Below are 12,801 nucleotides of genomic sequence, written 5' to 3' on the forward strand. Positions count from 1 at the left end.
AGCGGTGGTACGCGTCCTGCGGAGTTTCTGCCCCTCGGGCGAGTGGCTTACCAGGTGAATACGGCCGTGGCGGCCGCCGACGAGCCGTACAGCTCGCCGACCGCCCGCACCTCCAGCCGGGTTCCCGGCTCGCCGTCCGTCCGCCGCAGTGCGGGCAGATAGAAGGCCGTGCCGCAGGTCCCGCCAAGGAAGCGGCGCTTTCCGTCCTGGAGGGTTTGGTGCACTTCGTAGTGCCTTACGGGCACGCCCTTGGCCGAGTGCCGTACGGGCACGCCCTTGGCCGACGGCTGCCAGGTGAGCCGCAGTTCGGCCGTGCCGTCACCCGTGACGCGTGCTGCGGCGATCTTCACGGCGCCCGGTGGCGCGGGCGTGTGCGCGGCCGGTTCACCGTCCCGTACCGCGAGGGCGCCCAGCCGCCAGCGCACGGGCGCGCCGCCGGGCGCCCCCAGCCGCACACCGAGCGCGTACGCGGTACGGCCGGGGCCGTCCCCGATCCGTACGGTGGAGGTGACCCAGCCGTCCGCGGCCCGGACGGTCCGGGCCGGCATCCGGCGGAACTGCGGCCGCCCGCCGGCCTTCGCGGGCTCCGCGTACGCCACGGCCGCCTCCACGGTGACCGCCGCCGAGCCCTCGTCGGCCCGGTGGGTGATCTCCAGGACGGTGCCGGCGCGCAGGGGCAGCCGCGTGCGGTACAGCTCCAGCGTCACGGGACGGTCGAGCGTGCCGTCCACGAGCAGGCTGCTGCCGCCGCGCCACGCCGCCCCGAAGTCGAAGCCGACCGCGGGCCGCCGGAACGTTCCACCGCCGTCCGCCCACAGCGCCCACCGCCGCCCGGGCAGCCGGTCCTGAAGGCCGAGGTGGTTCCACTCGGCCTCACCGGTCCGCACCCCGTCCTCGTACCAGGCCGTCCCGTGACCGGTGTTGAAGGCGGAGGCGAACGGTACGGACGTGACGGTCGAGCGGTCCGCGACCGTACGGGCGGCCGGGCGCCAGGAGCCCGGCCCGGCGGGCGCCGACGGGTCGGTGTTCCGCCCGCCCCAGAACTGGTCGTCGCGCGCGTGGAACGCTCCGGGCGCCTCGCCGGAGCGCCGCGTCCACTCCGGCCGGTAGAGCCCGTACGACACCACGTGGTCACGGCCCTCCGGCACGAAGGCGTCCCAGTTCACGCGCGAGTCCCAGCCGCTGGCCTCGACGTCGACACCGGCCCACAGCTCGTACGGCGAACGTCCCAGCCGCCGGGCGTACGCGGCCGACGACGCCAGCCGGGACGCGCTCCACCGGAAGTCCACGAACAGCGTGTCGGACAGCTTCTCGGCCCCGCGCTGGAAGAACATCGCATTCTTGTCGTTCAGCGCGCCCTGCCAGCCGACCCGGCCGTCCGCGTTGAACGCGTCGTACCAGGTGATGCGCAGTTCGGGCGCGCCCTTGCGCAGCGCCCGCACGAAGTCGGCGAACTGCCGGGCCAGCGCGGGGTCGCCGCCGTCGGTCTCACCGTTGAGGAACCAGCCGTCGAAGCCGTACGTACGGGCCACCTGGATCAGCTTGTCCGCCAGCGGGAAACGGCCGAGCGCGTCCTGCTGGACCAGCTCGCGCGTCCAGGTCAGCTCGCCGCCGTACGCGGTGGGCGGGAGGAAGACGTTGCCCAGCACGGGCACGCCGTTGCGGTGCGCGGCGTCGGTGACCGGGGCGTTGGGGGCGAGGATGACGCCCTCGCCCGACGAGCCGCCCCAGAAGACCAGTTCGTCCAGGTAGGCCCAGTGGCTGAGGGTGTAGTAGTCCGCTTTCGGGCTGCCCTGGGAAGGGTTCCGGGCCGTCCCCGCGAAGGAGACGAGCGCCGAGACACGGGCCTGGCCGGTGCGGGCGGTGGGGTTGGCGGGCACCGGCGCGAAACGTTTGGCCAAGGGCACGGTCGCGACGTTGTACGGCAGGTCCGCGTCGTCCTGCGGACGCCAGCTCTTCAGGCTGCGCCAGACCGCGCCCGGGTCGGGCTCGCGGCCCTCGGGGAAGCTGTCGGGGAACCAGTAGGAGGCGTACGGCTGGAGGAAACCTGCCGCCTTCGGGGTCTGTTCCCGTCCCGCCGCTGCGGAGGCGTCCGCCCGTACAGCCCCTCTGGAGGCGTCCGCCCGTACGGCCGCTCCCGCGCTCCCGGAGGTCAGCGGCAGCGCCAGACCCGCCGCCGCGGCCCCGGCGACCAGCTTGCGCCGGGACGGCCCCTGCTCAGAGCCCTTGCCCCGCCCCGCATCCCGTCGTGCGTCCATTGCGTCCTCCACCGCTCGTCCCGCTCTCCGGTCATGTCCGCGCCCGTACTGCTCCGCTCCGTCACTTCACGTCCGAGGGCCACACCACCTCCGTGATCCCCCGTCCCGCCAGGTACGCGGCGTCCCGCGCCCGGTCCGCCAGGACGGCTCCCGCCCGTACGCCCTGGCCGGCCAGCCGTACCCACGCCTCGAAGAAGGGCCCGCCCGGCGCGCACACCGACCGGTGCGGCGCCGTGCCGGTGTCTCCCGCGTCCAGGACGAGCGCGGTGGTGCGGCGTACCGGCCGCGGCGGCTCCGCGCGCAGCCGGGCCGCCGCTTCGGCGACCGCGCGCCCGGCCGGTTTGACCGCGCCGTCCGAGGTGAGCAGCCCGAGCCCGTACTCCAGCTCAGGGAAGTCCGCCAGCTCGCGGGACACGTCGTGCGAGCACCACCACGTGATGCCGGACAGCTCCTCGCAGGTCAGGACGTTGTCGAGGGTGGCGGTGGCGAACGTGGCGGCGTGTTCGGGCGGTACGAGCGGGGCGGGGGCGCCGATCTCCTGGAGCCAGACCGGGCGCGCCGGACCGTCGGCCCAGGCCGTGGCCACCTGGATCAAGTACTCGGCCAGCCGTACCGTCGCGGTCCCGTCGTGACCGTGCCGCTGGGCCGTGCCGTTGAAGACCCAGGAGTGGAGGGTGGTGGCCCGGCCGAGGCGTGCGGCCTGGGCGGGGGTGAAGGGGTGGCCGTCCTGGAACCACACCGCGTCGTACTCGGCGTGGGTGTGCAGCCGTCCCGGCGCGGCCCGCTCGCACACGTCCAGCAGCCGGGTCAGCCACTGCCCGGCCTCCTCGTACGTGCACGGGTCGGGGTCCGGGTGCGGCGGCCCCGAGAACTGGTTGATCTCGTTTCCCAGCGTCATACCCAGGAAGTTGGGACGGCCGGCCAGGGACGTCGCGAGGGTTTCCAGGTAACGGGCCGCGCCGTCGATCGCCTCCGGGTCGGTGAACATGTTGCGCCGGTGCCAGGTGCGCAGCCAGGACGGTACGAAGTCGAAGCTGGACAGGTGGCCCTGGAGGGCGTCCACGGCGACGTCCAGGCCGTTCTCCGCGGCGGCGTCCACCAGTTGACCCAGTTGTCCGACGGCGCGCGGGCGGATGAGGGAACGGTTCGGCTGGAAGACCGGCCAGAGGGCGAAGACCCGGACGTGGTCCAGGCCGAGCGCCGCGAGGGCGGCCAGGTCGCGGCGTACGGCGTCGAGGTCGAAATCCAGCCAGTGGTGGAACCAGCCCTGGCTGGGCGTGTAGTTGGCGCCCATACGGGGCGCGCGGCCGGCGGACGACGTCACATCGCTTCCCTTCACGTCTTCAGCGCCCCCTCGCCCACGCCCTTGAAGAAGAACCGCTGGAGGGCGAAGAAGAGCGCCATCATCGGGATCAGCGCGGCCATGGCGCCTGCCGCGATCAGCCGTTGGTCGTTGACCGTGGTGGCTCCGGCCAGCGACTTCAGTCCGAGTTGCAGGGTGTAGTGATCGCTGTTGGTCAGCACGATCAGCGGCCACAGGAAGTCGTCCCAGGCGCCCATGAAGCTGGTCAGGCAGACCACCGCCAGCGCGCCCTTCGCGGCCGGTACGAACACCTTCGTGAAGCGCTGCCACTCGTCGGCCCCGTCCAGGACCGCGGCCTCCTCCACCTCCTTCGGTACGGCGAGGAAGGCGGCCCGCATGATCATCAGGTTCAGCACGGAGACCGCGCCGGGGAGCCAGACGCCGACGAGCGTGTCCACCAGCCCCATCGAACGCACCGTGAGGAACATCGAGATCATCACGGACTCGAAGGGGAACATCAGCGTCGCGACCAGCACCGTGAAGACGACCCGCCGCCCGCGCCACCCGGCGCGCGACAGCGCGTAGCCGCCCATCGCGGCGAACACGCAGTTGGAGGTGACGGCCAGCGCCGCGACGATCAGCGTATTGCCCACGTAGTGCAGCAGCGGGAAGGACTCGGCGACCCGTACGTAGTTGTCCAGGGTCGGCCGGCTGGGCAGCACGCCCCCGTACACGTCCTCCCCGCGCCCTTTCAGCGACGTCAGGAACTGCCAGACGATGGGCCCCAGCATCACCACCAGCATCAGGCACAACGTCAGATAGCGGCCGGAGAGACCGAGAATCGCCTTGCGGCCGAGGGGCGCTCTGCGTCTGCGGGGTGCCTTGCGGCCGCGGCCCGCGACCTGGGCGCGCCGGACCCGACGCGCACCTGACGAGGACAGAGCGGTCACCTCTCGTCTCCCTTCGACAGCCGGTGCCCCAGCAGGCTGAACGCCAGCGTCAGCAGGAACAGCAGGATCGACACGGCCGCCGCGTAACCGGTCTCGCCCGCGAAGCCCAGCCCGACCTGCCGGATGAGGAACGGCAGGGTCCGGGCCCCGCCGCCGGGGCCGCCGCTCTCTCCGCCGAGGATGTAGATCTCGGTGAACACCCGCAGTGCGGAGATCGCCGACAACGTCCCGACCAGCAGCATCATCGGTTTCACGCTGGGGATGGTGATGCTGAGGAAGCGGCGGACGGCGCCGGCGCCGTCGAGGGCGGCGGCCTCGTACAGCGACGCCGGCACGTTCCCCAGCGCCGCGAGGTAGAAGACCATGTAGTAGCCCAGGCCCTTCCAGATCGTGACGATCATGGCGGAGACCAGCAGCATCGTGGAGTCGGTCAGAAACGGGATCGGCCCGGAGATCAGGTGCAGCTTTTCGAACACGGTGTTGACCAGTCCGTCACTGCGCAGCACCCACTGCCAGATCAGCCCGACGACGACGGCCGACGCGATGACCGGCGTGTAGAAGGCGGAACGGAAGAAGCCGATGCCGGGCACCTTCCGCTGCACGAGGACGGCCAGCGCCAGCGGCAGCAGCACCAGGCACGGCACGACGACGGCCAGGTAGACGACGCTGTTGAGGGTCGCCGTCCAGAAGTCGGGGTCGTCGAGCGCCCGCCCGTAGTTCTCCAGGCCCACGAACCGGCCGCCGCGCAGGATCTGCGCGTCGGTGAGCGACAGGATGACGGTGTTGACGAACGGCCAGAGGCTGAACAGCACCACCATGACCAGGCCCGGCAGCAGGAAGAGGTACGGCGTCCACCAGCGACGGTGCACCAGGCCGGTGTCCGTGCCGAGAGCTCTGCGGCTGCGCCGGGCGGAACCGGGGGTGGGCGCGGCCGGGACCGAGGTCGGGCCCGGGGTGATCGTCATGTGTGGCGTGCGTGTCGTGCCGGATGCCATCTCCGGTCACTGCCGCTTCTGCTTGTGCTGCTTCTGCTGCTGTTCGAGGATCTTGTTGGCCGCTTCCTGCGCGTTCTTGACCGCCGCGGCGGGCTCCTCTTCCCCCTTGATCCCCTTCTGCATCTCCCGCACCACCGCGTCACCGACCTGGGTGGTCCACTCCACGGGGGTGTTCGCGTCCAGCCGGGCCGCCTTCAGCTCCTCGGCACCGATGGCGCGCGCCAGCGTCTCGGGGTCCTTGCCGTCGCCGCGGTCGGCGAAGTACGGGTCGGCGAGGCCCTTGGCGTTCGACGGGTAGATGGTCACCTGCTTCGAGAACGCCACCTGGTTCGGCCCGTTGGTCACCCACTTCGCGAACTCCGCCGCCGCGTCCGGGTGCTCGGTGTCCTTCCGTACGCCCAGCGACTGCGTGTAGATGCCGATGTGCTGGAGCGTCCCGGTGACGGCCGGCGCCACCTGCGTGTCCGCGTACGCCGACGGGGAGTTGCGCTTGACGTCCTTGAGGATCCCCGGTGACCCGGGCCCGAACACCAGCTTCCCCGCCCCGTAGAGCTGGGCGAGGTCGTCGGCCTTGGTCAGCGACTCCTTCGGCATCGCCCCCATCGCGTACAGCTTCTTCATCCGCTGCACCCACTCGACGGCCTTGGGCGTGTCGAAGACGAACGCGTCCTTCTCCTTGTTCAGGATCGGCACGCCCGTCTTCTGCCAGTCACCGGGCAGCCGCCCCTTCGGGTCCGCCATGAACGCGCTGTACCGGCCGTTCGCCGCCTGCGCGATCCGCTCCGCCTGGCCGAAGAACTGTTCGACCGTGGTGGGCGGCTTGTTCACGTCGAGCCCGGCCTCGGCGAAGAGTTCCTTGTTGTACGTGAGGATCTCGGGCGTCACGTACCAGGGATACGCGTACACGCCGTCCCCCTTGCCCGGCAGCTTGTACTGCTCCCAGGCGCCCGGTACGTATTCCCGTGCGATCTTCGGGTCCAGCCGGGCGACGTCCGCGAGCATCCCCCGGTCGCCGAGCAACTGGAACGAGTCGGTGTTCAGGTTGACCACGTCCGGCAGCCCGCCGGCCTGCGCATCGGCGACAAGTTTCTCGTTGTAGCCGTCACCCGGCACGTCTTCCCAGGTCACCTTCACGTCCGGGTACTTCTTCTCGAACGCGTCGATGACGCCCTGCACGTACGTGGTGAAGGTCGGCTTCAACTGGAGCGTACGGAAGGTGATCTCCCCGGCGACCTTGCCGGTCCGCTTCGGCTGCCCCTCGGCGGCCGACGAGCCCTCGGCCCCGCCGACACCACAGGCGGCCGTGGCCGACATCAGAGCGGCTGTGAGGGTGGTGGCAACGACCAGCCGGGGGCGGCCGGGGCGCTTGTTGCTTGCGCTGTGTGCGCTGCTCGCGCTGCGGGCGCTGCTTGCGTTACGTACGGGATCCAAGTGCCTGCGCGTCATGGTCACTCCTGCGTCGGGGAAACGCTTCTGCCCGGGAGGCACGTCCCCGTGAGGGAGCGCTCCCGCTTCGGGGAACCGCGAGGAAACAGCGAAGAGCCACGCACGGACCGGCACACGACCGGCCGCGCCGCCGGATGGCGGTGCCAACGTTGTCGTCCGCTTTCCCTCCCGTCAATGCACAGCCCCGAACTTCCGCCGCCACCGCTCCCTTTCACCCCGCGCCCTTCCACGCCCACCCCCGCCCCTTTCCGCCACATCCCCAAGCCCCACCTGCACTGATGCGCTAAAGCCACCGCTTGCCGAACCCGCCATCTCAATTCCGTAACGACACCGATGAGTTCACTCCCGTCCAGCCTCCTGCCGCCTTCCCGTACAACGGTTGACTTCCCGCGCCCGCACCGTGATCCTGAATCACCTAATGCGCTTTAGCCCGACGACCTAATGCGGTTTAGCAGCAACGGGTCACTCAGATCACCGCACCACGGAGACCGGGCCGACCGGAGGAGCTGACCGACGAGATGACCACCGGCCCCCCGGCCGCGGGCGACGCCCCCCGCATCCCCACAGCTCCCCCGCGCCGCCGCCCGACCATGAAGGACATCGCCGAACGCGCCGGCGTCTCCCCCTCGGCCGTCTCCTTCGCCCTCAACGACCGCGACGGCGTCTCCCCCGGCACCCGCGCCCGCATCCGCGAGGTCGCCGAGGAACTCGGCTGGCAGCCCAACAGCGCCGCCCGCGCCCTGTCCGGCGAACGCTCCGGCTGCGTCGGCCTGGTCCTCGCCCGCCCCGCCCGTACCCTCGGCGTCGAGTCCTTCTTCCTCCAGTTGGTCTCCGGCATCCAGGAGGCCCTCGCCGCCCGGCGCGTCGCCCTCCTCTTCCAGGTCGTCGAGGACCTGGACGCCGAGTGCGCGACCTACCGCCGCTGGTGGGCCGAACGCCGCGTGGACGGCGTCCTGGTCGTCGACCCCCGCACCGAGGACCCCCGCCCGGCCCTCCTCGCCTCCCTGACCCTGCCGACCGTCGTCATCGGCGACACACAGGCGGGGGCGGAGGCCGGGCCGCCACCCGCCACGGCTCCCCTCTCCACCATCTGGGCCGACGACGCCGCCGCGATGCGCTCGATCATCGACCACCTCCACGCGCTCGGCCACCGCCGCATCGTGCACATCGCCGGCCTGCCCGGCCTCGCCCACACCGAACGCAGGGTCGCCGCCCTGCGCGCCGAGGCGGCCCGCCTCGGCCTGGACGCCGCCGACGTCCGCTCCGTCTGCACGGACTACTCCGACGAACAGGGCGCCGAAGCCACCCGCCGCCTGCTGGCCGCCCCGCATCCGCCCACCGCGATCGTCTACGACAACGACGTGATGGCCGTGGCCGGAGCCGCCGTGGCCGCCGGACACGGTGTCCCCGTACCCGGCGCCCTGTCCATCGTCGCCTGGGACGACTCGCCCCTGTGCCGGGTGACCCACCCGCGTCTGACCTCACTCGTACGCGACACCGCGGGGTTCGGCCGCCTGGCCGCCCAGGAGCTGCTGTCCCTCCTCGACGGCGCACCCACCCGCCGCCTCCAGGCCGAGCTGCCGCACCTCGAACTCCGCGAAAGCACCACCCGCGCGCCCTGATTCCCCGTCCACCCGCACGCACTCCTGTTACCACCCGGTACGGGGAACCTCTGCGCCGTTCGGGCGCCCTCCGCGTGTTTCCGGATGCGTCGACCCCTCCCAGGGCGTGTCCTCGCAACTATGAACTGGCTCCGCAGACGACTCCTGCTGCACGGCGTGGTCCCCGCGGCCCTCGGCACCGTCCTCAGCCTGACCGTGACCGAGGCGGTCCCGGCCGCACCCGCAGGCTCGTGGACCCGCCCGATCGCCGTCAACGCCCGCGTCAGCTCGCCCTACGGCGTCAAGGGAAACTGGGCCGCCGGCCACCACACCGGCGTGGACTTCGCCGTCCGCACCGGCACCCCGGTCTCCTCCGTCGGATCCGGCACCGTCGTCCTGGCCAAACGCTCGGGCGACTACGGCCTGGCCGTCACCATCCACATGACCGACGGCTACTACACCCTGTTCGGCCACCTCTCCCGCATCACCGCCCGCGTCGGCCAACGCGTACGGGCCGGCACCCGCATCGGCTACAGCGGCGCCACCGGCCGCACCACCGGCCCCCACCTCCACTTCGAAGTCCGCAAGACCCGCCACTACGGTTCCGACATCAACCCCCTCACCTACCTGGCCCGCCGCGGCATCCGCATCACCCGACGAGCCCTCCCCTACTGACCCCCACCCCACGCCCGCCGCTCCCCTGATGCCCGCCGCCGCCTCCCGAACCCCTCCGATGCCGCCTCCCACTCCCCCACTGCACCACCACGACCGCCGCCAGCCCCACACCCAGCCCGACGGCGGTCTGCGGGCTGAACGGCTCCCCGAGCATCACGGCACCCCACAGAGCGGTCACCGGCGCCATGAGGAACATGAGTGTGTTGACCTTGGTGACGCCGGAACGCCGGAGGATCAGCCAGTACAGCCCGTACCCGCCGAGTGTGGACAGCACGACGAGCCAGCCGATCGCCAGCCAGAAGGCGGCGTCGGCGGGCGGCGTCGCGGCCCCCGTGGCCAGCGCGAGCCCGGAGAAGATCACGGCGCTGGTGGCGCAGTGGACGGTCAGCGACACCACCGGAACGACCCGTGTACGGGCACGGCTCTCCAGGAAGGTGGCTGCCACCAGCGCGAACATCCCGAGGAACGGCACCGCGTAGGCCCAGCCCGCCGCCTTGCCCCCGGCTCCCGCGTCGGCCGTGGTGACGATGAGGACCCCGCCCAGGCCCAGGCACAGGCCGACCCACTGCCGGCCCGTCACGTACTGACGCAGCAACGGCCCGGCGAGCGCGCCTGCCACCAGCGGCTGGGTGCCGTCGATCAGAGCGGTGGTACCGCTGCTGACGCCTAGCTGGATCGCGTAGTAGACGGTGAGCAGGTACCCGCTCTGCGACAGCGCTCCGATCACCGCCTGCCGTGCCACGTCCCGAGCCGTGAGCCCACGCCACGGTTTCCGGGCGGCGACGGCCGCCACCGCGAGCAGCACGAGGGCCAGCGGCAGGAAGCGCCACATCAGTACGGTGACCGCCGCCGCGCTCCCCGCCCCCAGCTTCGCCCCGATGAACCCGGAACTCCAGCACACCACGAACCCGGCCGAGACCAGCAGCCCCACACCACTCACCCACTCTCCGTCTAAACCGATCGGTCTACCACCACCCCTCGAACTATACAGATCGGTATACTCACCTCGACGCCCCCGACACACCCCTCCCTCCCCGAGGACCCGAGATGCCACCAGCCCCCACCCCGAAGCCGACCCCTCCGAAGGCCACCACCTCGAAGGCCACCACCTCGGAAACGCTCGCCCCGGAAGCACCCGCCCCGAAGGCACCCACTCCGGGCACACCGCCCCCAGGCACGCCCAGCCCGAATACGCCCGCCTCGGATTCGTCCACCGCGGACGCCCTTGCTCCCGGAACACCCGCCCCCAGTTCGCCCACCCCGGAAGCACCCGCCCCAGAAACGCCCACCCCCGAAGCACCCACCCCGGCGCACTCCGCCCCTAACCCCCCGCACCGCGTCCCCATGACCCCCGGCGCCCTGCGCGTGCGCGCGGCTGCCGCCAAGCTGTTCTACGAGCGCGGCATCCACGCCGTCGGCGTCGACCTGATCGCGGCGGAGGCCGGGGTCACGAAGAAGACGCTCTACGACAGGTTCGGCTCCAAGGAGCAGATCGTCGTGGAGTACCTGGCCGAACGCGACGAACGCTGGCGCGCGTTCCTCGGCGAACACCTCGACGCCGCGGGCCCCGACCCGGCCTCCCGCATCCTGGCCGTCTTCGACGCCTCACACGCCTGGTCCGTGGAGCACAGCACCAAGGGCTGCGGCATGGTCAATGCGCACGCGGAGATCAGTGACCCGGCCCACCCGGCGTACGCGATCATCACCGGTCAGAAGGCCTGGATGCTCGCCCTCTTCACCGGCCTCGCCCGCACCCTGGCCGCCCCGGACCCGGACCGCCTGGCCCGGACCCTCCTGCTCCTCCACGAAGGCGCCCTGGTCACACACGGCTTGGCTGTCTTCCCCTCCCCCATCCTCCAAGCCCGCGCCCAGGCCCGATCCCTCCTCCCCACCTGACCCACAGTCCTCCGGCCCCTCGTCCCCCCCTCAATCACCTCACCCCCTCCCCCTCAGCCCCTCCCCTCCGCCCCGTCCCTCTCCGGCAACGCCTCGACCTCCGCCCGGTCGTACCGGCCGAGCCGCCCCGGGCCCAGACCGTTCCGCTCCGCCGTCACCTCGAACCGGCCGGCCGACCACCCCAACAGCGCCGCTGCCTCCTTGGCCGTCACGCTCCGCTCCATCCACCGCTGCCGCTCACCCACCACCCCCGCGACCAGTTCCTCGCCCAGCCCGTCGAGGCTTTCCAGGCTGAACATGGGATACCCCCGGAACTCCCCCACCGGCCGAAGGTGCCCCTGCCCCGCCAGCACCCGCACGTCCTCCCGCTCGACCCCCAGCTCCATACGCTCGGCCAGGTGCTTCGCCGCGTCGATCGACCCCAGCCCGGGGTGGTCGCCGAGCTCTTCCCTGATCTCCGCCGCCCGCTCCCGCAAGCCCTCCACGACCTCCCGCGACCATCGCTTGCCGTCCACGTCCGGCGGCGGGAGCAACCCCCGCTGCTCGGCCCGGCCGACCTGCCACCGCTGGAGCTCCAGCTCGCTCGCCAGTTGGTGCGGCCCCAGCGTGTCCCCCTTGACCGGCTGACGACGCCCGGCCTTCCCGGAGCCCTGCGCATCCCCGTAGTTCTCGTCGCCCACCACGGACAGGATCTCCTCGACCCGGTCCGGCAGTGTCTTGGCCAACCCCACCGACCACCGCTCGTCCCCCACATCCGGGGGCGGAATCAGCCCCCGGGTCTCGGCACGCCGTACATGCCGCGGCTCGATCCCCAGCCACTCGGCCAGCTGATGCGGCCCGAACGCCCGTTCCTTGGCCATGTGTCCTCCCGTCGCCACCGCCATCGGATACCCGATCACGTACCCATGACGAAGCCCACCGGCCCCGCAAAAAACAACTTTAGAGCCCAGGACCGACAATCAACTGGGCCTGTGGACAACCCTCGTTCGACCGCCCCCACGCCGTGTCAGCGCCTGCTCGCGGCCACCGCAACGATCCCGCCCAGGACGCCGAGCACCACGCACAACGGCGAGTACAGGAAGCTGTTCAGCCGCTGGAACTCGACGGCGGCTCCGGAGTTCATGAAGTACCCGCCCAAGCCACGGGCGAGCAGGACCACGGCCAGTCCGTACATACCCACCAGCCGCAGCCAGTCCGGGCCGATCGCCGGAATGGACTCGTTGACCATGAGCGTGAGCACGGCGCCACCGATCAGCGCCACCCCCACCAGAACCGTGCTCGGCGCCGACGGCATCACACCGTCGTCGCTGCCACCGATCGTCTTGGTGAACGTCACCGTGTCCTTCATCGGCCAGGTCGAGAAAGCCCAGACGAAATGCAGCACACCGACTGCCGCCAGAACAACAGCCAACCCCACCGGAACCACCGTGCGAACCATGTACAACGCCTCCCCCTCGCTGCCCATAAGGAACCTGACCCATCATGGCAACTGCTCTCGCCAGCACCGCAGTTGGGGTAGGCACGACACGCCGGCCGGCATCGGCCGTCGAGTAACCGACCGCGACCCTTCGCAGTAACTCCTGAGCCGGAGCGGCGAGAGATTCCCCTGCGTCCGGCACAGCGATCCGCACACTTCCGCCGAAGCACACCCTCCGGTCCCGGGGCAACGCAAAGATC

The 12,801-nt window shown here is 71.4% G+C and carries 11 protein-coding genes; 3 read left to right on the forward strand and 8 right to left on the reverse strand.

Going from position 1 to position 12,801, the window contains the following annotated elements; translation table 11 throughout:
- Positions 1-47: 47 nt before the first annotated feature.
- The 5 genes from ACZ4QV_RS09390 to ACZ4QV_RS09410 form a co-directional block, all read right to left on the reverse strand.
- A complete protein-coding gene (locus ACZ4QV_RS09390) occupies positions 48-2,258 on the reverse strand; it encodes an endo-beta-N-acetylglucosaminidase (protein ID WP_467762734.1) in 2,211 nt (736 codons plus the stop codon).
- A gap of 61 nt (positions 2,259-2,319) precedes the next feature.
- Complete coding sequence (locus tag ACZ4QV_RS09395; RefSeq protein WP_467762810.1) at positions 2,320-3,552, reverse strand: glycoside hydrolase 5 family protein; 1,233 nt, start codon at positions 3,550-3,552, stop codon at positions 2,320-2,322.
- A gap of 41 nt (positions 3,553-3,593) precedes the next feature.
- Entirely contained in the window at positions 3,594-4,511 is a 918-nt protein-coding gene (locus ACZ4QV_RS09400) for a carbohydrate ABC transporter permease (RefSeq protein WP_361149689.1), read from the reverse strand.
- Complete coding sequence (locus tag ACZ4QV_RS09405; RefSeq protein ID WP_467762735.1) at positions 4,508-5,476, reverse strand: carbohydrate ABC transporter permease; 969 nt, start codon at positions 5,474-5,476, stop codon at positions 4,508-4,510. Before ACZ4QV_RS09405 ends, ACZ4QV_RS09400 begins: the two co-directional genes overlap by 4 nt.
- 36 nt (positions 5,477-5,512) lie before the next feature.
- Entirely contained in the window at positions 5,513-6,952 is a 1,440-nt protein-coding gene (locus ACZ4QV_RS09410) for an ABC transporter substrate-binding protein (protein ID WP_467762736.1), read from the reverse strand.
- 518 nt (positions 6,953-7,470) lie between these two features.
- On the opposite strand from ACZ4QV_RS09410, the gene ACZ4QV_RS09415 reads away from it, so the two are divergent.
- Both ACZ4QV_RS09415 and ACZ4QV_RS09420 read left to right on the forward strand, forming a co-directional pair.
- Positions 7,471-8,574: a LacI family DNA-binding transcriptional regulator gene (locus ACZ4QV_RS09415; RefSeq protein ID WP_361879367.1), complete on the forward strand. Its 1,104-nt coding sequence runs from the start codon at positions 7,471-7,473 to the stop codon at positions 8,572-8,574.
- Between the two features lie 120 nt (positions 8,575-8,694).
- On the forward strand, positions 8,695-9,228 hold the full coding sequence (locus tag ACZ4QV_RS09420; protein WP_361637365.1) for a M23 family metallopeptidase: 534 nt from the start codon (positions 8,695-8,697) through the stop codon (positions 9,226-9,228).
- Here the strand turns inward: ACZ4QV_RS09420 and ACZ4QV_RS09425 are convergent.
- Positions 9,203-10,159 (reverse strand): DMT family transporter, encoded by a 957-nt coding sequence (locus ACZ4QV_RS09425; RefSeq protein WP_467762811.1) that lies wholly within the window; start codon positions 10,157-10,159, stop codon positions 9,203-9,205. The genes ACZ4QV_RS09420 and ACZ4QV_RS09425 overlap by 26 nt on opposite strands.
- Positions 10,160-10,572: 413 nt before the next feature.
- Between ACZ4QV_RS09425 and ACZ4QV_RS09430 the strand changes: the two genes are divergently transcribed.
- Complete coding sequence (locus ACZ4QV_RS09430) at positions 10,573-11,124, forward strand: TetR/AcrR family transcriptional regulator (RefSeq protein ID WP_467762737.1); 552 nt, start codon at positions 10,573-10,575, stop codon at positions 11,122-11,124.
- A 53-nt stretch (positions 11,125-11,177) separates the two neighbouring features.
- On the opposite strand, the gene ACZ4QV_RS09435 is transcribed toward ACZ4QV_RS09430, so the two are convergent.
- Together ACZ4QV_RS09435 and ACZ4QV_RS09440 are read right to left on the reverse strand one after the other, a co-directional pair.
- On the reverse strand, positions 11,178-11,984 hold the full coding sequence (locus tag ACZ4QV_RS09435) for a hypothetical protein (protein WP_467762738.1): 807 nt from the start codon (positions 11,982-11,984) through the stop codon (positions 11,178-11,180).
- Positions 11,985-12,130: 146 nt separating this feature from the next.
- Entirely contained in the window at positions 12,131-12,562 is a 432-nt protein-coding gene (locus tag ACZ4QV_RS09440; protein WP_361637359.1) for a DUF3995 domain-containing protein, read from the reverse strand.
- Between the last annotated feature and the right edge of the window lie 239 nt (positions 12,563-12,801).

The organism is Streptomyces sp. NPDC026394, assembly GCF_055567735.1.